39 protein-coding genes and 2 tRNA genes are annotated in these 25,359 nt (G+C 39.5%); all 41 read right to left on the minus strand.

The features are described 5' to 3' along the window. Positions 1-29: 29 nt before the first annotated feature. The gene (locus tag BN1938_RS12865; protein ID WP_148487206.1) at positions 30-353 is read right to left on the minus strand and encodes a hypothetical protein; all 324 of its coding nucleotides are present in this window, start codon (positions 351-353) and stop codon (positions 30-32) included. Between the two features lie 61 nt (positions 354-414). Further along, the gene (locus BN1938_RS12870) at positions 415-918 is read right to left on the minus strand and encodes a hypothetical protein (protein ID WP_050641001.1); all 504 of its coding nucleotides are present in this window, start codon (positions 916-918) and stop codon (positions 415-417) included. Then, positions 911-1,300, minus strand: a complete 390-nt coding sequence (locus BN1938_RS12875; RefSeq protein ID WP_050641002.1) for a hypothetical protein — start codon at positions 1,298-1,300, stop codon at positions 911-913. Before BN1938_RS12875 ends, BN1938_RS12870 begins: the two co-directional genes overlap by 8 nt. 170 nt (positions 1,301-1,470) lie before the next feature. Beyond that, positions 1,471-1,797, minus strand: a complete 327-nt coding sequence (locus tag BN1938_RS12880) for a phage head-tail connector protein (RefSeq protein ID WP_050641003.1) — start codon at positions 1,795-1,797, stop codon at positions 1,471-1,473. Between the two features lie 15 nt (positions 1,798-1,812). Beyond that, positions 1,813-3,174 (minus strand): major capsid protein, encoded by a 1,362-nt coding sequence (locus tag BN1938_RS12885; RefSeq protein ID WP_050641004.1) that lies wholly within the window; start codon positions 3,172-3,174, stop codon positions 1,813-1,815. A 15-nt stretch (positions 3,175-3,189) separates the two neighbouring features. Continuing rightward, positions 3,190-3,522 (minus strand): hypothetical protein, encoded by a 333-nt coding sequence (locus BN1938_RS12890; RefSeq protein WP_050641005.1) that lies wholly within the window; start codon positions 3,520-3,522, stop codon positions 3,190-3,192. 15 nt (positions 3,523-3,537) lie between these two features. Further along, positions 3,538-4,116: a hypothetical protein gene (locus BN1938_RS12895; RefSeq protein ID WP_050641006.1), complete on the minus strand. Its 579-nt coding sequence runs from the start codon at positions 4,114-4,116 to the stop codon at positions 3,538-3,540. A gap of 279 nt (positions 4,117-4,395) precedes the next feature. Further along, entirely contained in the window at positions 4,396-5,910 is a 1,515-nt protein-coding gene (locus BN1938_RS12900; RefSeq protein ID WP_050641007.1) for a phage portal protein, read from the minus strand. Positions 5,911-6,038: 128 nt separating this feature from the next. Beyond that, positions 6,039-6,470 carry a hypothetical protein gene (locus BN1938_RS12905; RefSeq protein ID WP_025655586.1) on the minus strand — a complete coding sequence of 144 codons (432 nt, stop codon included), beginning with the start codon at positions 6,468-6,470 and terminating at the stop codon, positions 6,039-6,041. Positions 6,471-6,481: 11 nt separating this feature from the next. After that, complete coding sequence (locus tag BN1938_RS12910; protein ID WP_050641008.1) at positions 6,482-8,131, minus strand: hypothetical protein; 1,650 nt, start codon at positions 8,129-8,131, stop codon at positions 6,482-6,484. Positions 8,132-8,261: 130 nt separating this feature from the next. After that, positions 8,262-8,498 carry a hypothetical protein gene (locus BN1938_RS12915; RefSeq protein WP_050641009.1) on the minus strand — a complete coding sequence of 79 codons (237 nt, stop codon included), beginning with the start codon at positions 8,496-8,498 and terminating at the stop codon, positions 8,262-8,264. Beyond that, positions 8,491-8,742: a hypothetical protein gene (locus BN1938_RS12920; protein WP_050641010.1), complete on the minus strand. Its 252-nt coding sequence runs from the start codon at positions 8,740-8,742 to the stop codon at positions 8,491-8,493. Before BN1938_RS12920 ends, BN1938_RS12915 begins: the two co-directional genes overlap by 8 nt. Before the next feature lie 118 nt (positions 8,743-8,860). Next, a complete protein-coding gene (locus tag BN1938_RS12925) occupies positions 8,861-9,154 on the minus strand; it encodes a hypothetical protein (protein ID WP_050641011.1) in 294 nt (97 codons plus the stop codon). 82 nt (positions 9,155-9,236) lie between these two features. Next, positions 9,237-9,893, minus strand: coding sequence for a Rha family transcriptional regulator (locus BN1938_RS12930; RefSeq protein WP_050641012.1), 657 nt, complete (start codon positions 9,891-9,893; stop codon positions 9,237-9,239). A 101-nt stretch (positions 9,894-9,994) separates the two neighbouring features. Next, positions 9,995-10,065, minus strand: a tRNA-Ile gene (locus BN1938_RS12935). A gap of 184 nt (positions 10,066-10,249) precedes the next feature. Beyond that, positions 10,250-10,333 (minus strand) — tRNA-OTHER (locus tag BN1938_RS23420). Positions 10,334-10,611: 278 nt separating this feature from the next. Continuing rightward, positions 10,612-10,872, minus strand: coding sequence for a hypothetical protein (locus BN1938_RS12940; RefSeq protein WP_050641013.1), 261 nt, complete (start codon positions 10,870-10,872; stop codon positions 10,612-10,614). After that, complete coding sequence (locus BN1938_RS12945) at positions 10,869-11,156, minus strand: hypothetical protein (protein ID WP_050641014.1); 288 nt, start codon at positions 11,154-11,156, stop codon at positions 10,869-10,871. The genes BN1938_RS12940 and BN1938_RS12945 overlap by 4 nt, the downstream gene beginning before the upstream one ends. A gap of 269 nt (positions 11,157-11,425) precedes the next feature. Beyond that, positions 11,426-12,013, minus strand: a complete 588-nt coding sequence (locus BN1938_RS12950; protein ID WP_025655580.1) for a hypothetical protein — start codon at positions 12,011-12,013, stop codon at positions 11,426-11,428. 31 nt (positions 12,014-12,044) lie between these two features. Further along, the gene (locus tag BN1938_RS23425; protein WP_156320703.1) at positions 12,045-12,194 is read right to left on the minus strand and encodes a hypothetical protein; all 150 of its coding nucleotides are present in this window, start codon (positions 12,192-12,194) and stop codon (positions 12,045-12,047) included. A gap of 215 nt (positions 12,195-12,409) precedes the next feature. Then, entirely contained in the window at positions 12,410-12,682 is a 273-nt protein-coding gene (locus tag BN1938_RS12955; RefSeq protein ID WP_050641015.1) for a hypothetical protein, read from the minus strand. A gap of 96 nt (positions 12,683-12,778) precedes the next feature. Then, on the minus strand, positions 12,779-13,045 hold the full coding sequence (locus BN1938_RS24230; RefSeq protein WP_082202988.1) for a helix-turn-helix domain-containing protein: 267 nt from the start codon (positions 13,043-13,045) through the stop codon (positions 12,779-12,781). 103 nt (positions 13,046-13,148) lie between these two features. After that, positions 13,149-13,460 (minus strand): hypothetical protein, encoded by a 312-nt coding sequence (locus BN1938_RS12965; protein ID WP_050641017.1) that lies wholly within the window; start codon positions 13,458-13,460, stop codon positions 13,149-13,151. Positions 13,461-13,489: 29 nt separating this feature from the next. Continuing rightward, complete coding sequence (locus BN1938_RS12970) at positions 13,490-14,326, minus strand: phosphoadenosine phosphosulfate reductase domain-containing protein (protein WP_050641018.1); 837 nt, start codon at positions 14,324-14,326, stop codon at positions 13,490-13,492. Positions 14,327-14,332: 6 nt separating this feature from the next. Beyond that, positions 14,333-14,830, minus strand: coding sequence for a hypothetical protein (locus tag BN1938_RS12975; protein ID WP_050641019.1), 498 nt, complete (start codon positions 14,828-14,830; stop codon positions 14,333-14,335). 20 nt (positions 14,831-14,850) lie between these two features. Further along, positions 14,851-15,000 (minus strand): hypothetical protein, encoded by a 150-nt coding sequence (locus BN1938_RS23430; protein ID WP_156320704.1) that lies wholly within the window; start codon positions 14,998-15,000, stop codon positions 14,851-14,853. Positions 15,001-15,009: 9 nt separating this feature from the next. Next, positions 15,010-15,819, minus strand: a complete 810-nt coding sequence (locus tag BN1938_RS12980) for a DNA adenine methylase (protein WP_050641020.1) — start codon at positions 15,817-15,819, stop codon at positions 15,010-15,012. Between the two features lie 26 nt (positions 15,820-15,845). Continuing rightward, a complete protein-coding gene (locus tag BN1938_RS12985) occupies positions 15,846-16,106 on the minus strand; it encodes an FmdB family zinc ribbon protein (RefSeq protein WP_050641021.1) in 261 nt (86 codons plus the stop codon). A gap of 95 nt (positions 16,107-16,201) precedes the next feature. After that, positions 16,202-16,726, minus strand: coding sequence for a sigma-70 family RNA polymerase sigma factor (locus BN1938_RS12990; protein WP_050641022.1), 525 nt, complete (start codon positions 16,724-16,726; stop codon positions 16,202-16,204). A 241-nt stretch (positions 16,727-16,967) separates the two neighbouring features. Then, entirely contained in the window at positions 16,968-17,321 is a 354-nt protein-coding gene (locus tag BN1938_RS12995) for a hypothetical protein (protein ID WP_050641023.1), read from the minus strand. Next, positions 17,308-17,577 carry a hypothetical protein gene (locus BN1938_RS13000; RefSeq protein ID WP_050641024.1) on the minus strand — a complete coding sequence of 90 codons (270 nt, stop codon included), beginning with the start codon at positions 17,575-17,577 and terminating at the stop codon, positions 17,308-17,310. Before BN1938_RS13000 ends, BN1938_RS12995 begins: the two co-directional genes overlap by 14 nt. A gap of 10 nt (positions 17,578-17,587) precedes the next feature. Further along, positions 17,588-19,609, minus strand: a complete 2,022-nt coding sequence (locus BN1938_RS13005) for an AAA family ATPase (RefSeq protein WP_050641025.1) — start codon at positions 19,607-19,609, stop codon at positions 17,588-17,590. Then, the gene (locus BN1938_RS13010; protein WP_050641026.1) at positions 19,603-20,529 is read right to left on the minus strand and encodes a DUF4373 domain-containing protein; all 927 of its coding nucleotides are present in this window, start codon (positions 20,527-20,529) and stop codon (positions 19,603-19,605) included. The genes BN1938_RS13005 and BN1938_RS13010 overlap by 7 nt, the downstream gene beginning before the upstream one ends. Then, positions 20,501-21,118 (minus strand): ERCC4 domain-containing protein, encoded by a 618-nt coding sequence (locus BN1938_RS13015; protein WP_050641027.1) that lies wholly within the window; start codon positions 21,116-21,118, stop codon positions 20,501-20,503. The genes BN1938_RS13010 and BN1938_RS13015 overlap by 29 nt, the downstream gene beginning before the upstream one ends. After that, entirely contained in the window at positions 21,099-21,491 is a 393-nt protein-coding gene (locus tag BN1938_RS13020; RefSeq protein WP_050641028.1) for a hypothetical protein, read from the minus strand. Before BN1938_RS13020 ends, BN1938_RS13015 begins: the two co-directional genes overlap by 20 nt. A gap of 15 nt (positions 21,492-21,506) precedes the next feature. Beyond that, positions 21,507-21,935 (minus strand): single-stranded DNA-binding protein, encoded by a 429-nt coding sequence (locus BN1938_RS13025; RefSeq protein WP_025655562.1) that lies wholly within the window; start codon positions 21,933-21,935, stop codon positions 21,507-21,509. Between the two features lie 49 nt (positions 21,936-21,984). Further along, positions 21,985-22,713, minus strand: coding sequence for a hypothetical protein (locus tag BN1938_RS13030; protein ID WP_044926699.1), 729 nt, complete (start codon positions 22,711-22,713; stop codon positions 21,985-21,987). A gap of 13 nt (positions 22,714-22,726) precedes the next feature. Beyond that, entirely contained in the window at positions 22,727-23,146 is a 420-nt protein-coding gene (locus tag BN1938_RS13035) for a hypothetical protein (RefSeq protein WP_025655560.1), read from the minus strand. Positions 23,147-23,246: 100 nt separating this feature from the next. Then, positions 23,247-23,927 (minus strand): MBL fold metallo-hydrolase, encoded by a 681-nt coding sequence (locus BN1938_RS13040; protein ID WP_050641029.1) that lies wholly within the window; start codon positions 23,925-23,927, stop codon positions 23,247-23,249. After that, a complete protein-coding gene (locus BN1938_RS13045; RefSeq protein WP_050641030.1) occupies positions 23,917-24,306 on the minus strand; it encodes a DUF7694 domain-containing protein in 390 nt (129 codons plus the stop codon). The genes BN1938_RS13040 and BN1938_RS13045 overlap by 11 nt, the downstream gene beginning before the upstream one ends. A gap of 3 nt (positions 24,307-24,309) precedes the next feature. Then, positions 24,310-25,347 (minus strand): hypothetical protein, encoded by a 1,038-nt coding sequence (locus tag BN1938_RS13050; RefSeq protein WP_050641031.1) that lies wholly within the window; start codon positions 25,345-25,347, stop codon positions 24,310-24,312. Between the last annotated feature and the right edge of the window lie 12 nt (positions 25,348-25,359).

A 25,359-nucleotide genomic window follows, 5' to 3' on the forward strand; every position in this document is an offset into this window, starting at 1 on the left:
AAAAGGCGCTCAATGGCGCTCGAAATCATTTAATTATCAAATTTATCTATATCCTCCACAGACGACACAATTCTTTTGAATCTTGCCACCATGCGGAAGATATTCTTATCACTCACATTGTCTACTTTCTTCGGACCATAATCTCTTTCATACCCCATAAGTCTCATTGCATCACTGCATTTATTTATAAGTGATTTGCTTTCAAACAATGATTTGTTAGAATATGATCTAATCTCAATTATGGACCTCACTGCATTCTCACTGTTTTCCAAATCCACTGCCACATCCGGATTATCAATCTGCTCTACTGACACCGCCGGAAATCCTGCCGGAGTTACTGAACTATCATTCACAACATTCTTGCAGGATGCAGAAATTGTTTGCTTTATGTTAGAAAGAACTCTATTCGATACGTCAATCATTACCAAATACCTCACGTGCAATTTTAACAACCTTATCTGCTAACTCCTGCCCGGTTTCATACATAAATGGACGAGAAATCATACCTTTTGTCCAATGCCACACTCCGTCTTTATAATAAAACCATCCAGATTCTCCATGGTTGTTAACGTCATATTTCCAGTTTGCTAGTCCTGTATCTGGATGAGGATTTTCACTTCCTACAATCCCAACGCCAAACTCTACGAAAGGTGCCCATTCACAACCGGTATAAATAACAAAAGACGCGCCATTTGAGGCAACGTCTCCCGGTTCCATATTTAAACTGTTGAGTAACTCTCCTGTTTCAATTGCATCATATCCGGATACCTTCAATTTTGCCAGTGATACGCCCTCTTCTGCCATTCTTTCAGCAAAATCATAGCACTTATCTGTCAGATCATTTCTATACTGGTGGATTTCTCTGGCTATCCTTCTGAATCCGCTACCAGACAAACCAGTCCTGAATCTCTTAGACATTCTTTGCCCTCGCTTTTAATGCAATTATCAATTCATTCAAACCTGCCGCCGGCGGAGCTGCAACTTTATAATCCGCACTTTCAGGATCTGCCCTGCCATCTTCTAATATTTTAGGTTTAGTTTCATACCAGACTAACGATGTTTCCGTTATAGGTAGTGACAGTTCTGTTGTTGATATTGTTCTAGTAAAATCAACATTTACTCCGAATATATCTGCCTGTGCAGAGCCTTTCCCTGCAGATAAATTAGCATAGAAAACTACTGGGGAGCTGTAATAAACAGTGTTTTCCCCGGTAAAATCTCCATTTTCGTCGACTATTTCTTTCTTTTCTTTATATAAAGCATAATAAAGAGTACACTTATTTTTTTCCAATGAACGCATGATCTCATATCCTCCAAATAATCACTACGCCTTGATCACTCTGCCCACCACCGCCTAATGAGTGTCACCCTGCGGACTTCTCCACGCACAATCTTCTATCAATACTTTCATTGATTAGTCAATAAAGTATACCGTTCAAACCTGAGAAAATGGAATCGCTGGAACGCCAGCTATCTGCAAAACGCTACCACACCATTTTTACAATCTATGCGGTTTTTCCATGTACGGCTAGTCCCATTTTCTGAATGAGCAAGCTGCCCTTCTGCACCAATCTGGTTATAATCGTACAAAGCAAGTTCACGTATATTGGAATAATAATTATTTAAATCATTCATAATCTGCTCTTCTCCGTAGGATACCGGATAATTCCGGTCCCTACGGATTTCTCGAACAGCATTCTTGACCTTTGAGGATAAAGCGTCTTCATCAAAATTTTTATCTTTCGATAATTCATCTGTCAAATCTGTAATTATCTCATTAATTAGTTTTTTCTCCATCCTCAATCACCTTCTTTATTCTTTTGCTGAAACTGTAGCGGTGCCCGCTTTCACTGCCAGATAATCCGAATCACACTCGATAACACAAATCTTCTTTCCAGTAACCGCAGTAATGTCAGTAGTACCATCCCATGCAGTGTAGTTCTTCACAAACGCACCGTATTCCGGAACGCTCACATCTGTTCCTACTTTATACTTATAAGAATGTCCGCTTTCTAGTTCCGGAGATACCGTAATTTTCGTATCGCCAGAAGCCGCTCCCTCTGCACTTGTTACCGTTAATTCCTCTAATTCTCCCGGGCCACCATCATCAATTGTTCCCGTTGACAACAGATACACAGAATCCATTCTTTCGTAAGAGGGAAGCAATGTCTCTGAAACAACAGTAGTTGTCTGCATAGTTGAATCGTATGTAGTCATAACAACCACTGCAACTCCAGATGGCAGGATAGTAACATCTACATCCTGCGCTTCCATCTTTGATAGCTCTTCAGGAGTCATACCGAACCAAGTATTTCCAAGTTTTCCTTCTGGTACAAATGCAATGAATCCATCAGGAACAAACGCTTTTGTCGCGCCGGACTCGTCCTTAAATTTTTTCTTATATACTATAACCTCTACCCCAGGGAACGTATTGGAAATCAGTTGTTTCGCTACAGTAGCGGTCATCATCACATGAGCTGTAGTATTCTGTGCTAACAGTGCTTCCTTCACTGAATCACATGCCATAAACAGGTTAAGCTCAGCCTGAGACATCACTAAATACTTAATCGGCTCTTCCGCATTTTCGACAATCTGCCGTATATCCTCAAGTGGCTGTGCCGTCTTTCTATTTGCCCACAGTTTTGGTCCTGTCAAAGTTTTCCTGTTGTTTTTCGCCCAGTTTCCGTCCACATCATAGTTGTACTGATATGTGACTCCATCAGATGAGATGTAAATAGACGGTCCGCCTGTCTCCGGGAATAAAAGCTGCATTCTCATGCGCTCCGGAACAACATCTGCACCATCAACAAGATTCTTAGTATCATTAAAGATATTTGCAACCACATCCTTTACGAATGGAGACGTGCAATCGTTCAATTTTGCAAGTTCAATCCGATCATGCTCGGAAATCACCATACTTTCACGGAAGAAAGCCATTTCCTCTTTTGTGAACTTGAATCCTTTCCTCGCACGAATCGTAGCTTTCGCATCAAAGTTGCTGGGTGCAAGAGACACTGGCAGTCCATTTGCCGTCTTAATCCATTTCAAATCAATGGACGCTTTTCTTTCATTCGGCCAAAATGCCGTACCAAGATAAGGAATAGCATTACTTTTTTCATTCTTTACATATACAGCAATTGCAGCCGAATCATAAACATCATTAATCTTAATCATTGTCCTTTTACCTCCTTATTCAAACACGATCATCGGAAGCGCCGCCTTTGCTGTATCAGCAATTGCTGTTCCATAGTGTGATGTAATTACGTCATTCCTGACGTATGCTTTCTTTAAAATAGTTCCTTGCGGCCTGCTCTGAAGGACATCCTCTTTTAGGATTCCGATACAGCTTTTATCATTTTTGATAACGCCCCCGGCGCCAATCGGTGCTCCTGCCCTGCAGACACCATCTGTAAACGCTGTAGAGTCCAACGTGATTGGGATTGCTTCGAATCCCGGTCTTTTTAGAATCTGCACTTCATCTGCAATTTTATTTTCTGTAACACTCATAGCCTGAATTGCCATAACCTCTTTACCTCCTTATTTATAAGCTCCAATAATGTCTTCCGCTCCCTTTGCACCAGATGCGCTCTCTTTTACCATCGCTTCTGCGAATATTTCAGCATCCGTCTTCTCTCCTTCGTCACCGGAACCTCCAGTTCCGCCAGGCGTCTTAGTCTTATCCATTAATTCTTCTTTTACCTTTTGCTCAGTTGCTTCCTTCTGCTTATTAAGCATATTTGCCAGTGACGTTGCCATAGATTTTGACTTTTCAGCATCTTCTGAGACAATTCCGTCAATCAGCCCCGAATAATCATCCTCTTCAAGCCCCGCAGAAATCAGTATTTTTTCTACATCTAAACGGTTTGTCTTTTTAGCATATTCAGCCTTAGTATTATCTGCCTCTTTTAATGCTTTCTGGATTTTTTCAGCATCTGTCAAATCTGCATCAAGCAACTTCTGGTATGCTGCATCATTCTCCTGCAACCGTTTTAATTCTTTTTGATCAACATTATTTTTCTTTGCAGCTGCTAAATCCGTGCCATTTATATTCAATATGGCTGTTATCTGTTCATCTGTAGCATCCGGAAACTGTTCTTTTACTTGTTCGTGTGTCATTTTTATCTCTCCTTTTCTAAAACATACACTTTTTTAACACGGTGCGCTCCGCATAGTTTCTGCCTTCTTACGCTCAGGCAAGCAAAAATAAAAGAGCATCATCAATTGAATGTTACTCCACTTGATGTCGCCCTATTTTTCAAATAACTAGGCTTTCTTTTAGGTATAAATTCATGTTTTCCAGTGGATGTTTCGAAAATATTCATTCCACCGCATTCTGTTCGAGTACACTTGACAGTTCCTTTACCTTCAAAATCACCAAGGAGTTTTCCACAATTTTTACACCTTATTTCCATTACCTTCTACACCTTCCTTTGTTAATATTGCAAGTTCTAACGCTGCCTGTTTTTCTTTTTCATACTCAATTTGCTTATCTTCTGCCGTTTGATACAATGCATCTAAGTATTCTTTGGATTGCATGTAAACCTTTTCCGGGTCCCCCCAAAGATCACAAGTTTTAATGGCAATCTTGGGATGAATCCCTTTTTCAAGCAAATAAATGAGTGCTTGTGCTTTTACCAGCATGTTATCCGTCTTGTTTCTGGTAATTTTCACATCGATATCCGCTATAGTTAATTCTTGCGATATCTGCTGCTTTCTTTTCAGGATAAGCAATACATTACGCAGGAAGTCCTTTTCTGACTTAATTGTAAGTGGTTCATCTATTTTAGCCCTCTGTTCTGCGAAGTCCCACCCATTTCTTAAATATACCGCCTGCCCTGTGTCTCCTCCAGTATTTTGCTCTCTGTTTGGCATACCCTCAATAATAAGGGCATTTTTATACAAGTCATCTTTCGCAGTTTGAGTCTGCTGCTGATCTAGTTGTTCAGATATCATACCGACATCTGCTGGAAATGACGGATTTACCGTTTTTACTTTCAATGCACCTAATTTACACATTTTTAAAAAGGTATCTTCATCTATCTCACAATTAACAAATTTCATAAACGCCTGTACGAACTGTTCAATACCATCTATACGGTTTGATTGGATCTTGTTTATTCCATCAAGCATGGTAATGACAATTTCAATATCTGATAATCGCCTATGATTATTAGGGTATTCCGTAAGGAGTACTCGCCCATACCCGTTAATTGTTTCATCTACGTTTTCACCTTTTATTTCATATACATGGTTATCGGTGGTGCATAAATAATAAGACTCGCCTTTTTCGTCTTCACAAATAGAAACCGACATCATTTTCCTATGTCCATGGGTTGATGAGTAGATAATGAAATTGGAACGCGGGTCTGATACATCAATACCCATCAGTGGTTCTCCTGGATCAACTTCACGCCTTAATTTCGACCAAACTTCACGATACGCTGTTCCTGCAGTACTCTGCCAGTCTCCTAAAAGAACATCGTCACTGGCCTTATCAAGAACTTTCATAATATTGTTTAACGCATCAATTTCCTTTGTTTTTTCTTCGTCATTATTAACTGATACGTACTGAATGGGCTCACCATACATTTGAGCTGTCATAAATCGCATAATTTCAAGAGCATGGTTTTCAACTATATTATTCTTTATATCTGGTCGCACATCCTTGGCCCGATACAATATAGGCTGATCTCCGTTTGTATAGTGATATAAATAGTCAATCTCCCGTCTATTCTGATTATGGATAGAAAGTGATTTAGATAATATTTCTAAAACATTGGATTTTGAAATCGTTTTCGAGTTGGTATAGATTACTTTTCTCCCAAACCGGCCATGGCAGACATCTACAAACGATTTTCTATTTTTATGATAAATAATGCTACCTATATCCACTATTTCACCAACTTTCATACAACAAAAAAGCATCGGCAAATTTTATAAGCCAATGCTTTATGGGGGATTTTTATTAACTTTTATCTTCAACACTCTTTTTACATTCTAATAATACCATATATAATTATGAAATTTATGAGACTTTGCTATTTTAAATACTTTTTTATCCTTAATGACACATTTGATTGATCCATTCCGATTTTATTTGCAATCCACTGCTGGCTTTTACCCTCAACGGTGTATTCAAAGATCATCTTATCCTCAATGTCTGTTATTCCGGAAATCAATTCATCAATTGCTAATTTCAATTCCTGCATTCTCTCAATATCCTGCTTAATGCTTATTTCAAGATATCTACACTTAACATCCCATTCTTCCCATCGCTTATATTCTTCAGATTCAGCTCCACAAACAGTAAAATTGCATTGTACATACGGGAATCCCCGGGAAGAACCTTTAACTTTTCCTGCCGTTACACCAGGTTCCCTGTCTTTATACCGCTCAAGTTTCTTTTTATTTTTTTCAATTGCCGGTTCCAATAGATGATAGTTTATGACATCTTTTCTTGTAATTATCATACATGCCTCCATTAACATGGTCTTTTTACTGCCTCACATTTTGCATATGATTCGCCAGATATTAATTGAAGAAGCTGTACTAGGCCATCAGCGCTATCTTCATGTTCATTCTTTCCAATCTGCACTATCATGCATAATTCTTCCATTGCTTTTTTATACTCTTCACTCTGTAATTCTGGCTTCAAAAAATAGAATCTGCGCTTAATGTCAGGGGCGTACTGAATGATTTTAGCCATTTTCCCCATCTGATTACTTGCCTTAGCCCATGTAATATTTGTTTTGAATCCTTGTTCCTGAAGCAAACGGTCAATATCTTCCGCATATTCATCCCCACCATTATTAGCTTCGAATCTCTCCATATTTGGTTTATGTTGCATCGTTTTGGCTATGACTAATGGTTTAGTAATATATTTATCGCCTTTATTGAATATCCAATCTGGTATATATACTGGGCCATCTTCTCTACTTCCAAATACTTTTCCAAACGGCATTGATAAACTATCGCCACCACCCCACGCAACATCACAGGCCGCAGCGGTAATACAATCACCGTCAGGAAGAACACCATTATAATAATTCAACTCATCTTCAGGGAATAGCAATCCTTCCCTCACAAATGGATTCTGCATATATTTTGCCATCCACTCATTTTTATCAAGTCGGTTTTTCATATCCAGATAATATCTGGTAGAGAATCCTAATCCAAAATCATACTGAAAGTTGGATTCATTATGCTCATTTAACGCTGGGATTTTTCTGAATCTATAACGTGGATTGTCTTTATTATCCTTTTCTACTCTTCCGAGCGGATCAAGCACATTCCACCGAGTCCCTACCATTAATTCTTTGGCTCCATCATTTTTTCGGTCAACCAGTACATTCAAATAATCCTGATACCGGTTCTCCAATCTGATAGGACTTAATGACTCAGTTCTGTCACGAATCATATCATCCACATACAAATATCCATCAGAAGATATGTCAACAGCACCGGTCCATGTACCATCAATACCACGACAAGTAAGTGTTGCAAATGCTTCAAGCTCACTATATCTTAATTCATTCTTCTCTGCTGATTTCCCACATAGCGAAACGTTCGGAAATATTTCTGAAAAAGTATACTCTTCATTTAGCGTGAGTTTAATTACATCATTATAAAATCTATCTGCCAGTACTCCTGAATGGCCTGACATAGCATTATGGCTTTCTGGATGCCGACCAATAATCCATGCCAAGAAGAAAATACATAACGTACTTTTCCCTACTCGTGGCGGGAGACTGATTCCAAGAAAATCTAGTTTACCATCTTCCAAATCCTGTAAATCATCTACTACGATTTTGAGTGTTCGCCTTCTTGGAAAGTAAAATCTCTTCTTAGGCTTCCTGTTACGCTCCATGTACAAAAGAAAAGATTCAAATATATTAGGTGCCTCAAATAAAATGGCTCTCCAATATAAATTATTTAGTTCCTGTGTGGGGGGAAGATTTGGAATTAACTCTTTTATGTATTTCGTTATCTTCAAACAGTAATCCAAATCCGTCTCATCTTCCTGATATACCAGTATAGCCATATCTAAGAGATCACGAAGATGATTGTATTGAGTCAGGTCAGAATCCTTTATTGCTTCGATTATTTGTCTATTTTTGTCTGAAACTGCCACATTGCACCATCCTTTGAATGGCGCTCAGTGGCACTCTATTTATTTTTGTCGTTATTCCCTCTGTCAGTAATAGCGGAACCGCGATACTTTCTCTGCAAATTCAACAAATGATATTTTCTAGTGGCATGCTCTATACTTTTAGCTCATTGCCATGTTCTAAACCTCTCATATATCCTTTCACAAATGAAACATCTTCAATACAACCACAATTTTTGCAGCAATACTTTGGGATTCTATTTATTTTATCTCGTTCAAAATCATGTCTACTACAAGATTCCTCTTTTGCATTATTTTCATTAATCTGACGCATTATATCAATTTGCTCTTCACTAATTCCTTTCTGACGCGCTTTTTCTAAATCAAACATCTTCTTCACTCCTCATAAACAATGACACCCGCGGCTGACCGCCCACCACTGATAAGAAAATATTTGGACGTTTGCCGGATTTCACTTCTTTCAAAATTTGTACAATCTCATCATCCGAAAATTTCCAGCAAGAAATCACTTCATCTGTCTGAAACTGTTCGTTATATATCTTGCATGCTGGGAGATTATCACATCCTTCCGCTGTAAAGACTACATTTTGTTCTGAAAACTCTATTGGATTCATTTGCGACACCTCCTTTTCATCTGAAATCCATGGATTTTACGCCAATTACTCACGTCTGCCGGCACCTCCAGAAAAAAAATACCAACCATCGAATATTGACGGTTGGTAAAATACAATCCTATTCTTTTTCTTTTAAAAGTTCGATAAGCAATTTTTCTTTTATCTTATCTTCTATTGCCTCTCCTGGTCTTTTGTCTCTTTGCAAGGCATATTGGAAAACCTCATTTTCTTTCAAATTGATTGCAATATTGTAATTTTTATATTTTACATATACCGCCATGCTACCATCATGATTCTTGGAAAACTCTAAATCTTCGTTTGTTGATTCGACTAATTTCTCAAACTTAGCTTTCACATCTTCTTTTGAATTAATCAAATCATAAATCACTTTCTGATATCCTGTATTTGCCAATGGTATTTCCCCTTTCGTAATTTGATAGGAAAATTATACCACTCAAACCGCCAATATTCAATTATCAATGTTCTATGTTAGATTATATTTCATATTCAGGATAAGCAGTTTCCCACGCATCCCTATGATATGTATTAACCTCGCCGTAATTTGCGTCAAATATCTTCTTAACACCATATCCCAGTTCAATACTTTTCTCTTTTAGTTTCCTCCAGTTAAAAATTTTCCAATCGACACCGTTTATAGTTGCCACTCTTTTAATTGAATACCAATCCTTGCTATAATCCAATTCTATTTGAAGTTTTTCTTTTTCCTGTTCTGCAATCTGCCGTCGCTCTACTTCGTCTGCATATGCTCGTAATGCAGAAGGAAAATTTTTCGGCATTTGCCCTTTCTCCATATCATCAAATCGTTTTACATACCGAGCCGTGAAAATGATTCCCTTTTCTCCAGTAAATTTATTCGCAAGGAAATCGCAGCCGAGTTTCGTCACCTTGTAGCACTTATTCTCTTTCCCGCTGGCATCTTTATAACTGGAAAGAAAGAAATAATCACTCAACACAAAATTGTGTTCAGTTAAAATACTGATAATTCCCTTGACTTTTCCGTCCTTTGTTCCTTCCAACTTTTCTATCACCTTTTGATGTCTTATCTCCATCATTTCAGCAATTTCCAATGTCGTTATCGTTTGTATCTTATTTGATTTATCTTCTGTGAAAAGTTCTGCCATACTGTGCATAACATTATCCTCCCATATTTTCTTTTATTTGGCTCACACCAATAAGGTATGAGCCTTTGTAATTCCGTCCAATATGGGTAACCAGTCTCTTCACTGGAAAATCGGCACACACAGAATCGAACTGTGATTACACGGATATAAGCCGTGCGCCCTCCCATTGTGCTATGTGCCATCATGCAGTTCCCGCTTAAATTGTCACACTTGCGCATATGCCGCGACCGCATATAACATTAAAGGTTTCCGAGCATACCATTGGCATAGGCCTGAACTTCCTGCAAGCAGTTTTCAGCAGACTTTTTCGTTCTCTGTGAGGCATTCTGCTTACTCTCACATCATCCGGGCGCGACCCGGCATCTTGGAAAAGTTTGGATTCGAACCAAAATCTTGCTCTCCCTGTTTTATGGTGCGCACCGCTGCTCTGCCAGTTGAGCTACTTTCCCATAACCGCCATCCGACGGTTAGCAGTAATATTTTTCGTGCCTTGCGTTGCACTATCCGGTTTTTATTATTACGCCTCCCGAACCGGCAAGTACACGGCGTGCAGATTACTCCGCAGATATGAATTCATATACGGTCTTTCCCGTCGTCAAGAGGGAATAGTCCCACACAGTTCACCCTCCCATGGTCTGCTTCCTTACTGTCGCTTTCGCTTGCCTCCGCAGTTATACTATGTATACCGCTCTTTCAGACCTCTTCCACTTTGCCTTCGAGTCTAAATCTATTTGCACAACCTTGAAACAATTGCTTTAGTGGCTGAAATAATCAGATATGCTACTGTTGATGCAAGCATGCATTTTATGATCGTCCATCCAATAAGCATTCCTGTAAGCGCTCCGGCATCAAATGCAATGCATGCGGTCAGTATGGCCTTAATAAACATCACCCACAAGCCAAAGTATGCGGCTGCCGCAATCCCGGCAACTGTTATAATCAGCGACAGAAATGCCTTCGCTGCCTGTTTTAGATTTTCATTTTTCATCTTCGCATTCTCCTTTTCATCGGCAGGCCATGAAGCCTTCTCCAATTGTTTTGTTTCAGTTTTTCAATATCAAAACCATATACTAGAAAAAGATACAAATCCCCTTTGCTAAGTCCATCTTTCGGACTTAAACTAAAAGTAATTTCACTATCCTGCTTATTGAAAGTTAAATCATTGGCATAATCGAATTCAATTGCATCATACTGACCAATCCTTTCTAACGTGTGAAACTCTCCATCTCCTCCGACTATCCCATACTCAATCTCTTTCTCATCAGGACCCATGTCACATCTCCTATCAGTTCTATCCCTTTTTTATTTAAAATTTGCTTGGGGGACCGAGCAGGTGCCCCGGGGGGCGTTTCCACCAGACCCCCACCCCCATTAACCGTAGTCCCTAAAACGCATCAAAAGATTTTTGATCTATACGACAAATAACTATTTGTTATACAGATAGCATGCTACATATTGTGTTATCAATTGCTTGCATACAACATATAGATTCATCCCTAGTATTATCTGACAATTGCTTTGAATTGTTTTAAAATTGTATCTCAAAAATCCTTATCTGGGAGCTGTTTGGGCTCCTGGTAGTCAGATAAAATTTGATCCGCCGTCCTCTGGAGCATGCGATTTTCGCTTTGTCCGATTGCCGGGGCCTGCTCACTCCATCCTCTCCGGGCCTTGAGAACAAACATCGGCCCAGGGTTGCCCGTTGTGGCCTCGTCCTGCCAACTGCTCTCTGATTCGCGATCCCATTTTTTTACTACGTCGGAGCGTGTGGCCCCGAGCTCCGGGCAATAATCGTTGCGGTACTCACCCTTATACCAACTGTAAAACGTATCTCTAGCAATGCCTATTAATATACAATAACGCTCTATGGTGATCACATGATTATATCTGTAACATAATCCGGTATATATATCCCAAAGGTTATCTAACATAACCAGATCATCAGTATTAACCATAGGTGCAATCTTTTTAGCGACATACTTAATCATACCAGCAAAACATTGTTTGCGTTTTATGTCGTCTATATCATTTAGGACTGTGTTTATATACTCCTGTACATAGAGCTGTATATAATCTGCATACACATCAGTTGTATTACCATCATGATCTTTGATTGTATTATCTACCATTTACTGCACCTCCTTTGCTGATCTGATTATCTTAATACTGTGGACAGTCATCAATATCCTGCTTATTACACGTACTGCATTGCTTATACTCATCACATAAATCACCAATACACTCTGTATCCAGATCCTCGCATATCCTATCATCATCCAATTTAAGACATCTCCAAAAATTACAGCTCATAATTTTAATCCTCCAAAAAATATAATAAAAAAGCCGCCACCTGCTGCAATTACGTTATGCAACGGGTCACGGCTCCTAGAGCTACCAAGATTTCAATCCACCTCACAAGAGGACTATTATATTATCTATTACGATACCATTAGATCATGGGGCTTGTCAACCCCTTGATTTTATATTATAGAGCCGGTGGCAAGTCCGGCCCCCAGTCTATGGTGTTATGCTGTTCTCTTCTCCAGCTCCTCAACTCTTCTATTGAGCTGATCAATCATCTTGAGTAATAGAGCTGTATTATCGCTTTCAAGTTTCGTAATTCTGTAATACTGACTTAATTCATCCATATTCTTCTTGACCTCATTAATCTGTTTTTCAAGATATGTCTGAGTTCTTCCGATTTCATCAAGCAGGGAATCCTCTGTCTTGCTGGCTCTTTCGTCTACCTCTTCCCTGACAACTTGTCTGATCATATCAATATCTTTCTGATCTAACATTTCTCTACCTCCATTCTTTTCAGGCACTTGCCTTACCTGTTAAGATTATTATAATCTATTATCGTGTATTAGTCAATAGTCTATTATTGTGTATTTCTACTTATTTTTATATTCCATAATCTGTCCTGGCTGACAATTTAATAATCGACACAAATTACATATAACCTCACATGTCACGTTTTCATTTTTGGTCAACTTTGCAACCGTGTTTGAGTGTATTCCATTATTCTTCAACCATTGTTTATTAAGATCTTTAGTTCTCATTAAAACCCATAATTTTGAGAAATCAATATAACCATTATCTCCATAATTAGCCATTAAAACACCTACTTTCCTATGTATATAATAATAGATTTTCTTCATTTCGTCAACGTCTATTTTCTTGTTCTATTTCCATCAAAATACACATCCTGTTCTGATATCAGCTTATCCGCATCAATCAACCGCATATTCTCTTCCTCCTTTTCTAAATGTCATCACCACTTTTTACAATTTCAATAATGCCTTTCCAGAATGCTCTATTATTTTCCATTTCTTTGTACAAGTCATACCCCTGAGAATTTAATTTAATATTGACTTCTGCAGCCATCATTCTTGATTCTAACTCTGCAATCACACTCTCTATGTCATAAGCTGTTGGTTCGCCTGATATTAAACGTAGAAAATGCTGGTGTTCAATGTTATGATTTTGCTTTATTTTTGTGTCAATATGGGGATTATGTAAAATCCCATTGTGAACCTTTCTCATTAATGAATCTTCGTCTATTAGCCTTCCCATCTAATCTCCTTTCTCAACTAAATGCCAGTTTAGCTTTCTTCTACATCGTCTATATCCCGGCACTGCTCCCATAGCTCAACCAGCCCTCTGTTCTTCTTCCATGTGTGCGCCAGCTTTATTTCCGCCTGTATGAATGGCCTTATCTGGTCTGGATACCGTTTCATATTCTCAATGGCATGCTGGTCATTCATGAACATGCAAGCCATACAACTACAGCGCCCCAGATATTCATAACAAAAATGCGGTTCCAGCCCTAATTCTTTTCCCTGCTCAAACATTTTACCTTTCTCGAAATCGAGGCAAGGTCGGTACCAGTGACAGGTAAAATCTGCAACCCTTTTTGTTTTGAGAGTTGTACTATGATATTCTATTTCTGGCAGCTTCGCCCGGCCCCTGCTCTCGTCCCGGCGTTCTCCGCTGATAAACAGACACTTGGTGCCCAACATATCCCTGTGCGTCCGTATCCAATGGTCGGTTACACCTGTTTTTAGATACGCCGTGCACCAGCGGTTTTTCATGTCGGGCCATTTTAGCCGTTCCTCCAACAGAAGATTCAAAAACCCCTTTTGGTGCTGTAGTAATACCGGCTTAACTCCGATAAATGCAGCTGTCCGATAAAACATTTTGATATTTTCTGGATACTCAAATCCAGTATCGCAATACAGGAGAAATATCTTCTCTTTTGGAAATTCCTGTAAGGCCCAGTACAGTGCCCCTGTACTGTCTATTCCATTGCTGTAGCTTACGATCACACTTGTATAATCCGTCTGTACCCCTTCCGGTACAATTATGTTTGTTTTTGCCATTTTTAAAAAGGTTCCGTGTACACTCTCCCGGCCGGGGAACGGCTCCTTTCTGTTATTCACTAAATCTTAATTTTCCCAAGAAATCGGCATAAAAATATTTTCTCCTTTTAACCGTTCCTTGACATATACAAATACACCTTTTCCCATATCTTTAAATAAACCATATACCGTCCATCCACAGGCTTTGCATTCATATGGATTCATCGTTATTTTTCCGCAGGACGGACAACGAAACAGCATTTCTCCTATGGCTCTTCTGAAATCTTCCATTGTATCGAATACTTTTACGTTGCCGCCTTTAATTTCCGGCTGGTTACAATCCTGATAGTAATTCATGTACCAATAGTTCCTGTCCCACTCCCAGCTATCGAGAATATCCTCCCAATGAAGGCCTGTGGCCTCTCCATATGCTTTCGCCCTGTCAATAACCCATTTGAATTTATCGCAATATTTGTGGAAGCACTTTTTATTGCATTTACAGCAGCCGTCCGGGTGGAATACTCCGCCGTCCTCCTCACAGTCTTTCTTGGCTGCATTACTCAATTTCTCATATCCTGTTTTCATCAACCTTCCTCCATAAAATGTTAACTTAACTTTTCAAATATTATATATCTCTCATAATCTCCAAAAAGTTTCTGATTGATATGGTTTTCTGCCGCTTCAAACTCCGCGAAATGTACCGGAAGAAACTCGCAGTCATAATTATCAAAAATATAATACGGACACCCCATCATCTTCACCTCCTAAATGTTAATATAGTTAATTAGTGGCAGCTCTGTCTGCCCTATCTCATAATTCATCCATAGTGTTTCTACTCTTGGTATCCCTGCTTCCGCCTGAGTCTTCTTCTGGACCTTCCGCCATCTGGGAAGTAGGTCATTGTACAGACCATTATCATAACCAGATATCAACACCTTTCCCGGATGTTTTGCCAGTAAGGTTAATAATTCTATGTGCTCCTGATCCTCCATCTCGTGTCGATATAGATAATTCTTTCGTGTCCCGTGCAGATATGGTGGATCTGCATAAATAAAAACGTCTGGTGTATCATAACGCCTGATCAGTTCCACAGCTGGAAGGTTTTCAATCTGCGCATTCCGTAGCCGGTCACTCGCCTGCAGCAATCTTTCCGGAAGGTTTCGCCACTCTTTCGTAGTATGTGGACTTGTCTGCTGCTGGCTGCTCCGGAATCCATTGCGATATAGGTTGCTGCATCCGAATCCCATCCAACACCGTACTGCAAACTTTCTGGCTCGCTCAATGTCCGAATCCTCTGGGTCATATTCACATGCCCGGTAATACTCGTCACGACTATACGGCGTCATTTTCAGCTGGACAGCCAGCTCATCTGTCCTCTCCCTGACTACCTTGAAATAGTTAACCACATTCCCGTCTAAGTCATTCAGTGTTTCGATTCTGGCCGGAGACTTGTTGAAGAACACAGCTCCGCTGCCGAAGTACGGCTCCAGATAGACTTCATGTGGCGGTATGTATTCGCATATCCAGTTAGCTATACGATTCTTAGCTCCTGGATATTTCAGTACGCATTTCATATCCCGCTCCTTCTCTAAATGTTAACTTATTTACTTAACGCCTGTCCACAGTTAGGACAATATTTATCATCAATAATACCTTGTTCACAGTTATTTTCAGATCCACACGCTGGGCAAATATACTCGTCGACATGTACTTCTTCAATCCTCATAGGAGTTGATTTAATTTTAAGTATCTCAACATCTTCCGGAGTCAAACCTGTATCTTCATAACATTTTAATCGATTATAATATAATTGTGTCTCAGCATCTCCAAACAGTATAGTACCTTGTGTTAATCTCTCCATTATCTGCTCCTTCTTAATATTTTTTCTGCTTAGTGTAACCAAAATAACAATTTCAACACTGTTTTTTACAGCTGCATATGTTATTCACTACTCCTTTAGCTGTTATAAAAGCATTCTAGTATTTTATTCTTTGCACTACTCAAATACCTCGAGTATATTGATTGGCTAACCCCTAGTTTTTCTGCCTTCTGTTTTTGGCTAACACTTGGCAAATCAATGCTAAGCGCAACAGCAGAAAACTCTCTATCATTTAGGTAATCAATGCTACTTTGAATGACCATAATAGCTTCTACTTCCCCGAACCCATCCCTCTTATCCGCAATCGTGTCTTTTAAAGTAATATCTTCCGTATCTTGTATGGGATCCTCCAGAGACAAAACATACAGATGCTTTTTCTGTTTACGCAGAAATTGAAGAATCTCATTGCTGATCACTTTTCCTGCATAAGTTGTAAAGCTGAAACCAGATCCCTTATCAAATTTTTGTGCTGCTTTTACTAATCCTACATTTGCGATACCAAGAAGGTCATCATACTCAATAGGGACACCTCTAAACTTATTCGCCATGGAATATGCAAACATTAAATTATCTTCAATTAATTTATTTCTTTCTTCTGTCATTACTAGTCAGGAGAACCCGGGTATTATGCGCGCACCTCTTTTCTCCTTTCGCCTAAATTTATAAATCTACATAGGTATAAACCAATCTAATCCACTTACTTTTATGTAATGACGAAATGTGTTTAGATCTGTGTATATACCAAAATATATTTGCATATATTGCCAAACTTCTTTTATGGGCATCCCCTGAAAAAGTAAGTCCTGAATCTTTGCGTAATATGGAGTATACACACTTTGCTTTTTACACACTCTTATCTACACTCTCTTTCTTAAATGAACTATTCAGAATATCAATCCCGATATCATCCAGCAGTGCTTCGTTAAGTAATAAAAAATAATCTTCATCTGTCTCCACGAATTTAAGTTGCCTTATTATAAACTCCATATAGGCTAAAATCTGATCTTTGTTATAATCACACTCCCTATATAGATAATCCACACTTATTAAAAGAAAGCTATCAAAAGCCCTTTTGATGTCTTCATCCGCTTGCTTCTTTTGTGCTTCTTTAAAACGAGGGTCCTTCAAGGCTTGTTCAACTAAATTGTGAATCTTATGTTTCTTGATCTCTTTATCTGCCCAGCTAATTCTGATCACCTTCTTTTCTCATTGAGACAAACATCTTTCTTACAACAATCGACCATCCAGAGACAAAAAAATCATTTGCCTCCTTCACGGTTTTTGCAACATCCTTATCCGGAAAATCATATATCTCAGACACTATCTCATCCATATCCCGATTATATTTGGACATGTTTCCTGATTTTGCGAAGTCCGTGTACGCTTTCCAATTTTTATTCTGTATATCCTTTATTAAGTTGTGTAGCTTCTGAATATCAACTTTTTCTTCCATTGATTATCTCCTATTCAAAAACTAATTCCATATCATCTGATACAGGAACAAAGCCATCATCATGTTTATTCCATCCATACAACTTGTTTTCAGCCACATAGTTCTTAAGCCGCTTTGACTCCTTCTCATAAAACAGAGGAATGAAATAATCCTGGATTCCACCATCACGGTCTTTGGCAATCTCAATTACATTTGTTGCCCTGTACAATTCATTATCGTCTTTCCAGCCAAACATCTGCTTTGTCAGTCTCCGGAAATCCTCGTTGACTCTATGAACAATAAAAGCATTGTCAACAGCATTTCCCAAATCCCCGGTTCCACTTATATCATCCAATCTCAAAAATCCCATTGCCTTTCTTGGATGTGCCACGAATAGGATATGAATATCCTTCCGCTTCGCCAACTGTTCCAATCCAAGCACAAAAGCTGTCTGTGCGTCATATTTATTGTCACTCAAGCCAGATATATTAAATGCCATTAGATTATCAAGTATCAGCAAATCCAACTTCTTTTCTTCCACCTGTTTCTCGAACTGCCCAAAAACAGCCAGATAATCATTGCCATATTCATTGTTGTAAAGGAAGAAATGCTCTCCAAGCCAATCAGCAATATACTTCTGGTATTTCTTCTGCACATTATAGTATCCTTCGAACTGAGTTGGCTCCGTATATCCTTTTCCTGCCGCCTGCAGATTCATCCAGCGCATAAAGTTCTTCGGTGATAGTTCTCCCGAGAATACGCCCGCATTATTTCCTGTTTCAACACAATCCAAACATATTTCAGAAATAACAGAACTTTTCCCTGATGCGCGCAATCCTGAGATTACAGATACATAACCTTTTTTCAATCCACGCATCTTCTTGTCAATATCCATGATACCAGTTTTTATAAATGCTTCATCCGTCACTGGCAGATCAAGAATGTCCTTTGCCGTGTAAAATATCGGTCTGCCTTCCACAATCTCAATTTTCTTTATATCCTGAAACCGGTTTGGTTTCTGGTATATTCTATGCTCATATTCCAGCTGCCGCTTCTCGTATGCATCAGGCTCATAGAGCAGCCTCACGTCACGCCATGTCTTGTCTGAGCATGAATTGTGGAAGCAGTGAAAGCCGATCGCACCGGAACGTGATTGGAAGATGCAGGCATCTTTCCCCTTGTGGTTACTGTCGAATGGACAGCAATCCAAGATATACTTCGTTCCGTCTGAATAGCTGCTCTTCCGATATCGAAGTCCGTATTTACTCAACCACTCTTCGAGATCAAACTCTCGCGGCTGGTAGTTGTTATACCGCTGCGGCTTCTCTTCCTTTGGGTACAGATTGCACAATTTCTGCAAATATTTGATGTCATTTACCTCAATGTTCTCTGGGCTACCGATGATATAACTCATACGATGCGGTCTCGCGTCCGTATTTGCCCCTTTCTGTGCTAATGTGCCATACAGCTTACAAACTCTCGCCGGATTGAAGTTTTTCATGTCTATGCCTATCTCAGCGTCTGTGAATAGCATGTCTAATGTTTTCAAAGACTTCTTCATCAACGCTGTAACTTCTTCAGACTTGTCAAGATATACCCTGTACAGTAAATGCACGCCGTTTCCACTAAACCCAAACAGAGGATCATTAAAACCGAGATCTTTCAAGAATTTATAGATCTGATTTCCCTTCGCCTTTGCCTTTTTGATCTGCTCATCAGTAGAAGATGTTCCTGTCGGTCTGATTGGGTCAAGGTCAATCATCATCCAGTCATATCCTGTTACATCATTGTCACTGGTCGTTGCTTTTGGGTTTTTCTCAAATCTATCTCGTTGAGTTCTGTCATAACACGCATCATTCAGCGTGTTCAGCGTGATGTAGATATTGCAATCTCCAAAATTTCTAAGTTTGTCAAAACCACGTACCAATGCATCTGCATTCTGAAAATATCCGCTATACAACTGTTTATTGCCATATATTACCCGGACCTCGAATAACTGATTGTCAGGCTTCATAAGCGCAATTGCTTTTCGCACCTCTTTTTCGTTTAGCATCCTTGCCTACCTCCTCCAATATTGGTATTTTTAAGTATTGGATCCACGATATTCGCATCGTCATAATTACCATCCAGCACTTTGGGAAAATTATTCGGAAGCACGAACCAATCGAATGTAATAGTCCATTGTCGCCGGTTACTGCTCCGTCCCTGAAGGAAACTGCTATATTTGATTTTATCAATTGCTTTTAATACATCATCGATACCATACTGTTTTATTCTTGCGATTAAGCTGTCATATCTCTTTGTACCGGATGCCAATTTTGATACTGGTTTGATTCCGAAAGATTTTAAATTATTCCAAGCGTTTACACATCGTTGGACGTCAGTCTGACGAACAGTATCTTTAGATACTGTAATATATTCTTTACTATCCTTTACTTTACTTTCCTCTTGTGCTAGTGAATCCTCATTCTCTCCAAGTGAATACTCATTTACTTTAAGTGAATCCGCATTTAATATGCATTTCCCCTTATTTGCGGGTACAAAAATCACACCCTGACAATCTTTGTTATTTTTGTCAAGCAACCAGAATTCACTATATACCTCTGTTCCTTTCCTATTTTTGGATTTAAGAACCACGAGGTAACTTTTTTGGATACCCCTACTGGTAAGCACTCCCCACCTATCAAACAGCCCTTTGTCAAAAAGACCAATCTGCAAGCAGTAGTCCACAGTTTCCTTAACTGTACCGGCACCAACACCCCCGCCCATCTTCCTCGCGGTAGTTGCACAGAGGTCGTAGCACCATTCATAGTAGTATCCTTCACTGCCGAATGCCATCTGACATAGATAGAAATATATTCCAAATCCACACCATCCCTGGGCATCTAGCAATTTATCAATTTTTGTATCGTTGGAGAAAATATCTACGGACCACCCAGCATAATCAATACGCTTTTTGGGTTTCCCTGCCAATCTCCTGTACCTCACCCTTCAATAATTTTATTATCATCTTGCCTGATTCCTCAGGCGCACAGAAAAGAAATTTTACCCCATACTTTTTCTGCATGGTCCGCATTGCTTTTGCAAGTGCAGTACCTTTTGTAGCGCCTGGATATTTAAGAACCTTCCTATGCTCTCCTGACGGTTCTGTGACCCATTTTTGTATCTTAGACCTGGGGTTTTCCCATATTTCCAAATCATCAATGCATTTAACCCCATCTTCATTTTCAATGAGCACATATAGATTAATCCCATTATTCTTAGCCAAAATACATTCATCACGAAATCTTTCATGCTGCCGTCCACAAACATTGCCAATAATTTCCTGTAAATCCTTTTTGGTATCTACGCAAATGGAATATGTTCCCAGAAAATCCATTTTCTTTGGTTCCATTCCCCGTTTCTGTTTTCTTGCAATAACGTCCATCACCTCATTGGTACAGAGAATATAATCCCCACAGGGGAGAGGATATCGCTCCCAATAAATACCATGGGATTCAAAATAGATATGTTTAAGCTCATGTTTATTGGTTTGTTGCCCTTTATCCTCTATTACTATCATCGCCATCACCTGCCTTATATTCTCTGTCGCTTTCCAGATACTCTTCTGTCCGTTTTTGCAAATTCAGCATACCGCCAAGCCGTTTGAGAACTGCTTTGTTGTTTTCAGAATTCGAGAAATCGTGTACATATCGGTATAAGTCCACGGTATCTTTATACTTTCTTCTTTTCAGTCTTTCCTTATGGAGAGCGGTAGCAAGCCTATTTCTCTCTTGCTTGTCTTTTGCAAATTCGAACTTGTGCTGCCAACTCCGAACTCGCTCGATTGAGTCAAGTCGTTCACATTCGCTTTTGGATTCAGTGTAAATATCATTCGCGTAGTTCAACAAATCAATGAAGTCCTGAATAATCTCAGATGGTTTTCTGTCTCCCAAAGTTAACCACCGCCCTTAGTCAAACGGAAGCTGTTCATTGATTCCGTCAGGGATATTCATAAATCCGTCTCCTGAACCTTCCGGCGCTGGTCCCGTATTCTGACTCTGATTTTGCTGGTTTTCAGATTTGCTTTGCGCAAATTCATGTTCCTCAATCATGACTTCAGTTGTATAAACTTTCACACCATCTTTGTTCGTGTAGCTGCCAGTCTGAATGCGTCCGGAAACAGCTACGCGCATCCCCTGGCGAAAATACTTTTCGGCAAACTCAGCTGTACGCCCAAATGCTACACATGGGATAAAATCTGCTGTAGGTTCGTTGTCCCTCTTGAATCTGCGTTCAACAGCTAATGTATATCTCGCAACTGCAGTTGAATTATCCCCCTGTGAATACCTAACTTCTGGATCTCTTGTCAACCTACCCACTAAAATTGTTTTATTCATGTCTTCGCTCCAATCTCCGGCAGTCAATGATTGACTGCCGGAATATTTATTATGATATAACCGTAAACGCCGGGTATTCAGAAAGTTCTTGCTGCAAATATTCTTTAATTGCTTTCATAGCTACATTCTTCCATGCGCCTCCATCGGCTTCGAAAATTGCGCATCCTACACCGCTTATCTCGTCCTGGCGCATCCGGAACACAAATGCACTTTCAGGCTGCTCCACTTCGATAAATGTTCGGAATGGCCTTAATTTCACTGGATTAGGTACAACCGCCTCGCCCTTAGATGCTATGCCAGTTTTAATTGTAGCTTTCTGTGTTACTCCATCATCCCCATACTGTGCTACAGTTCCATTTTCAACAGTTCCAGCGAATTTAAGAAGCAGTTCACTATCACCGTTTGGAATAAATTTCGACTGAAGAGCAATAATAAAACTCTCATGCCCCATATACTTCCCAAAATCAAAATTAGGGATTTGAGCATTAACATCAACTAAAATCTCACGTTTTCGATCATCGTCCAGGGCGGATACCAACCGCACCTCACATGGTGATATAACCTGCACAATCATCTTATCCGTAGATTTATCCGTATTGGATTTGATATACTCTACAAGGCTTGTTAACGTACTCATCTCTAATGCTTCTGCCCGGCGCATTTCATCCACCGGATATAATTTCTTATCTGAATAAGTGACTGCCATACGTTCAACCAAATTTGGCTCCGCCAATTCATTTCCATACTGTACCAGTTCTTTTAATCCGCTTTCCATCATTATAGAATCCTCCTTATGCCTGTTTTGCAGTTCTTAAATCGACTACTTTGTTCTCTTTAATTTCACCAGTTTCTGTGTCAACCACTTTGCCATCAATCATTTCCTCTTTTTTCGCCAAATCTTCAATGGTCATCTGTCCTTTAATTCCCGGACCATATTCGGACGCAAATACTTTTCCGGTTTCCAAATCGCGCTGCAATGCAAATTGTGTCTTAATCGGAGATGCCGGAGCGAGCTTTGTCTCAACGGAAACCTCTGCTACCGAATCATCTCTTAACTCATTTTGAGTGAGTGCTACTTTAATTGTGATCACACGCTTATTCTTGTATGGAGTATTCACATCAAGCATATTCTCCGTCACCTGTTCGAACGCTCTGTCGAACTTTTCCTGCAAAGCACCGCCTGCAAATTCTTCTAAATTTACTTTTGTCATAATAAAATCCTTTCTCAAAATAAATTGATTAAATAACATATATAAAAACTGACCGGTCAAGTTGTTTTTTACCTATGATTTCAATTCCGTCATCTTTCTCCTAAAACGGAAAATCCAAGTCTACCTCAAGGCCTTCATCCGCCACATAAACCGGGCAATTAACGACCTTTTGCGCCTTAGCTTTAAATTGTTCAACATCAGCATTACTTCTGCTCAAATGGCACAACACGACGTTCCTCAAGGTCGGATTGTTGTTTGCTTTTAAAAATTCGCAAGTTGTTTCGATTTCCATATGTCCAGTGAGTACATGGTCGCGTTTTGCTGATCCAGCGTCCACATCACAGAAGAACTCTTTCGCATAATTTGCTTCTACCAAAATATGATTTGAATTTTTGAACCGCCATTTAACGTATTCCGTGTCACTGGCATATATAAGACTCCCCATTGACGGTTCTGCAACATAAAATCCATAGCATGCTATATCATGTACCAGAGGAAAAGGCTTAACTACAAAGCCTTCATATGTACGCACCTGCAGTTCCATTTCCGATTCATAAGGCTTAAATACTGGTATTCCTGCCTTTTCATATTCAGAAATATATCCAGAATGATCCTTGTGGGCGTGAGAGCATATTACTCCAACGATCTTCCTTACATTAAAATCTAATGCTTTCTTGACTTTTATGAAAGGTAAGCCAGATTCGATTATTAACGCTTCGGCTTCTGATTCTAAGATATAACAGTTCCCGGAAGATCCAGAGCCGAGTACTTTAAGTTTCATCAAACACCACACCCTTCACTCCAATAAATAAGCTCGGCGGAACTGGTAACACACCGGAATACTTCTCAATTGGTTTCCAGATATGCAGACAATGTTGAATGTTGTTTACATATTCGCTTTTTGGCGGATGGTACTGTACGCAACATTCGTCATCTGTAAAAAACATATCTTTAAGCTGACACATCTCATCCCATGACGGCATACGTTTCTTTCCATCAATACTGACGTGTTCCCACCCACCACCATAGCTCCAAATAACGGTCATATCTTTAAGTTTTCCTTTGGTAAATACACCCATACCACCGTCAAATGTTTTTCGGATAATCTCGAAATCTTTTAGGTTCTCTAATTCTTCATATAACAATTTAATATTTTTCATAGTCTAATCCTCAAATGGATGATCGCTATCCTGCGACGCTGCTACTACCTTCGGATTTTCAACTGTTTCAGCTATCTCCGATTCGTTTATTGTAAAATCCTCACTGTTAGCATTTTCAGCAATTTCTTCTTTAACTTGCTGATATGTATCGTCCATTTGGAGCAACGATTGTGATGCAATAGAATTGAAGTTCTTCGGATACTTCTTAATCGCGTTATTCCGCATTTTACGGATAATCATAGCTTCCGGCGTGTCAAGCCATGCCGCACTGATAAAAGGCTTTGCCGTTTCGCAAGATAGCATGTCCTCAATCGTAGGACATGCTCTTAAGGCGTCAAGGATTTCACTCTTCTTCGCCTTAATTTCCGCTTTCTGCGTTTCATTAGCTTTGTATCTGTCCTTACAGATTCCAAATGTTTCGTTCATCATACTGTTGCGAATATGAGCTAATAGATTAGCTTTAACACTCTCTCGCTCCGCAATCAAATATTCAACATGACCATTCATCATTTCAACTGGATAAACCACTCGAATCACCTTCTGTGACTCCCCTTTTTCTTCCCATTCCGGCGGGATCAGTTCCATTCCTTTGTGTTTTGGATAAGTAAAAATGTCTCCCTCTTTTACCAGCCATACCGGATGCACTTTCGCCACATTCACACCAAACTGGCGAAGAATGGCATCGTTACCATCTCCCTCAATTCCAAGTTCTACTTCTTTATGCCAGTTACCACTTTCATCCTGCTTGTTCCTCAGCTGAAAATAGCACTCCCTCGGGACTGCATTAGCATTCAGTTTGAGGCTTGCCACCTGCCCGAGCACCTGTCGAAGATTTGAACCAGGTAAATTCTGCATAGCTACTTTATTTGACGTAGCCAATCCGTAAATAGAACTCATTGCTGCCATTACACAGTGTTTAGAATAATCATCGAATACAAGATCATGTTCCGCAAAATCCCGCTCCATCAGGCAAGTATATTCATTTGCATAAAATGAAAGATTTGTATTCATTTTTGCCACTTCTTTTTTCTGTTCTGCCATTACTGTTCCTCC

The organism is Eubacterium sp. SB2 (assembly GCF_001244405.1).
Classification (GTDB): domain Bacteria; phylum Bacillota; class Clostridia; order Lachnospirales; family Lachnospiraceae; genus Faecalicatena; species Faecalicatena contortus_B.

Bases quoted from the DNA above. Each gene is read 5' to 3' on its own strand.
- BN1938_RS12870 (WP_050641001.1), bottom strand. From the start codon at position 918: ATGTCTAAGAGATTCAGGACTGGTTTGTCTGGTAGCGGATTCAGAAGG.
- BN1938_RS12875 (WP_050641002.1), bottom strand. From the start codon at position 1,300: ATGCGTTCATTGGAAAAAAATAAGTGTACTCTTTATTATGCTTTATAT.
- BN1938_RS12880 (WP_050641003.1), bottom strand. From the start codon at position 1,797: ATGGAGAAAAAACTAATTAATGAGATAATTACAGATTTGACAGATGAA.
- BN1938_RS12885 (WP_050641004.1), bottom strand. From the start codon at position 3,174: ATGATTAAGATTAATGATGTTTATGATTCGGCTGCAATTGCTGTATAT.
- BN1938_RS12890 (WP_050641005.1), bottom strand. From the start codon at position 3,522: ATGGCAATTCAGGCTATGAGTGTTACAGAAAATAAAATTGCAGATGAA.
- BN1938_RS12895 (WP_050641006.1), bottom strand. From the start codon at position 4,116: ATGACACACGAACAAGTAAAAGAACAGTTTCCGGATGCTACAGATGAA.
- BN1938_RS12900 (WP_050641007.1), bottom strand. From the start codon at position 5,910: ATGAAAGTTGGTGAAATAGTGGATATAGGTAGCATTATTTATCATAAA.
- BN1938_RS12905 (WP_025655586.1), bottom strand. From the start codon at position 6,470: ATGATAATTACAAGAAAAGATGTCATAAACTATCATCTATTGGAACCG.
- BN1938_RS12915 (WP_050641009.1), bottom strand. From the start codon at position 8,498: ATGTTTGATTTAGAAAAAGCGCGTCAGAAAGGAATTAGTGAAGAGCAA.
- BN1938_RS12920 (WP_050641010.1), bottom strand. From the start codon at position 8,742: ATGAATCCAATAGAGTTTTCAGAACAAAATGTAGTCTTTACAGCGGAA.
- BN1938_RS12930 (WP_050641012.1), bottom strand. From the start codon at position 9,893: ATGCACAGTATGGCAGAACTTTTCACAGAAGATAAATCAAATAAGATA.
- BN1938_RS12940 (WP_050641013.1), bottom strand. From the start codon at position 10,872: ATGAAAAATGAAAATCTAAAACAGGCAGCGAAGGCATTTCTGTCGCTG.
- BN1938_RS12945 (WP_050641014.1), bottom strand. From the start codon at position 11,156: ATGGGTCCTGATGAGAAAGAGATTGAGTATGGGATAGTCGGAGGAGAT.
- BN1938_RS12950 (WP_025655580.1), bottom strand. From the start codon at position 12,013: ATGGTAGATAATACAATCAAAGATCATGATGGTAATACAACTGATGTG.
- BN1938_RS23425 (WP_156320703.1), bottom strand. From the start codon at position 12,194: ATGAGCTGTAATTTTTGGAGATGTCTTAAATTGGATGATGATAGGATA.
- BN1938_RS12955 (WP_050641015.1), bottom strand. From the start codon at position 12,682: ATGTTAGATCAGAAAGATATTGATATGATCAGACAAGTTGTCAGGGAA.
- BN1938_RS24230 (WP_082202988.1), bottom strand. From the start codon at position 13,045: ATGAAGAAAATCTATTATTATATACATAGGAAAGTAGGTGTTTTAATG.
- BN1938_RS12965 (WP_050641017.1), bottom strand. From the start codon at position 13,460: ATGGGAAGGCTAATAGACGAAGATTCATTAATGAGAAAGGTTCACAAT.
- BN1938_RS12975 (WP_050641019.1), bottom strand. From the start codon at position 14,830: ATGAAAACAGGATATGAGAAATTGAGTAATGCAGCCAAGAAAGACTGT.
- BN1938_RS23430 (WP_156320704.1), bottom strand. From the start codon at position 15,000: ATGATGGGGTGTCCGTATTATATTTTTGATAATTATGACTGCGAGTTT.
- BN1938_RS12980 (WP_050641020.1), bottom strand. From the start codon at position 15,819: ATGAAATGCGTACTGAAATATCCAGGAGCTAAGAATCGTATAGCTAAC.
- BN1938_RS12985 (WP_050641021.1), bottom strand. From the start codon at position 16,106: ATGGAGAGATTAACACAAGGTACTATACTGTTTGGAGATGCTGAGACA.
- BN1938_RS12990 (WP_050641022.1), bottom strand. From the start codon at position 16,726: ATGACAGAAGAAAGAAATAAATTAATTGAAGATAATTTAATGTTTGCA.
- BN1938_RS13000 (WP_050641024.1), bottom strand. From the start codon at position 17,577: ATGGAAGAAAAAGTTGATATTCAGAAGCTACACAACTTAATAAAGGAT.
- BN1938_RS13005 (WP_050641025.1), bottom strand. From the start codon at position 19,609: ATGCTAAACGAAAAAGAGGTGCGAAAAGCAATTGCGCTTATGAAGCCT.
- BN1938_RS13015 (WP_050641027.1), bottom strand. From the start codon at position 21,118: ATGATAGTAATAGAGGATAAAGGGCAACAAACCAATAAACATGAGCTT.
- BN1938_RS13025 (WP_025655562.1), bottom strand. From the start codon at position 21,935: ATGAATAAAACAATTTTAGTGGGTAGGTTGACAAGAGATCCAGAAGTT.
- BN1938_RS13030 (WP_044926699.1), bottom strand. From the start codon at position 22,713: ATGATGGAAAGCGGATTAAAAGAACTGGTACAGTATGGAAATGAATTG.
- BN1938_RS13035 (WP_025655560.1), bottom strand. From the start codon at position 23,146: ATGACAAAAGTAAATTTAGAAGAATTTGCAGGCGGTGCTTTGCAGGAA.
- BN1938_RS13040 (WP_050641029.1), bottom strand. From the start codon at position 23,927: ATGAAACTTAAAGTACTCGGCTCTGGATCTTCCGGGAACTGTTATATC.
- BN1938_RS13045 (WP_050641030.1), bottom strand. From the start codon at position 24,306: ATGAAAAATATTAAATTGTTATATGAAGAATTAGAGAACCTAAAAGAT.
- BN1938_RS13050 (WP_050641031.1), bottom strand. From the start codon at position 25,347: ATGGCAGAACAGAAAAAAGAAGTGGCAAAAATGAATACAAATCTTTCA.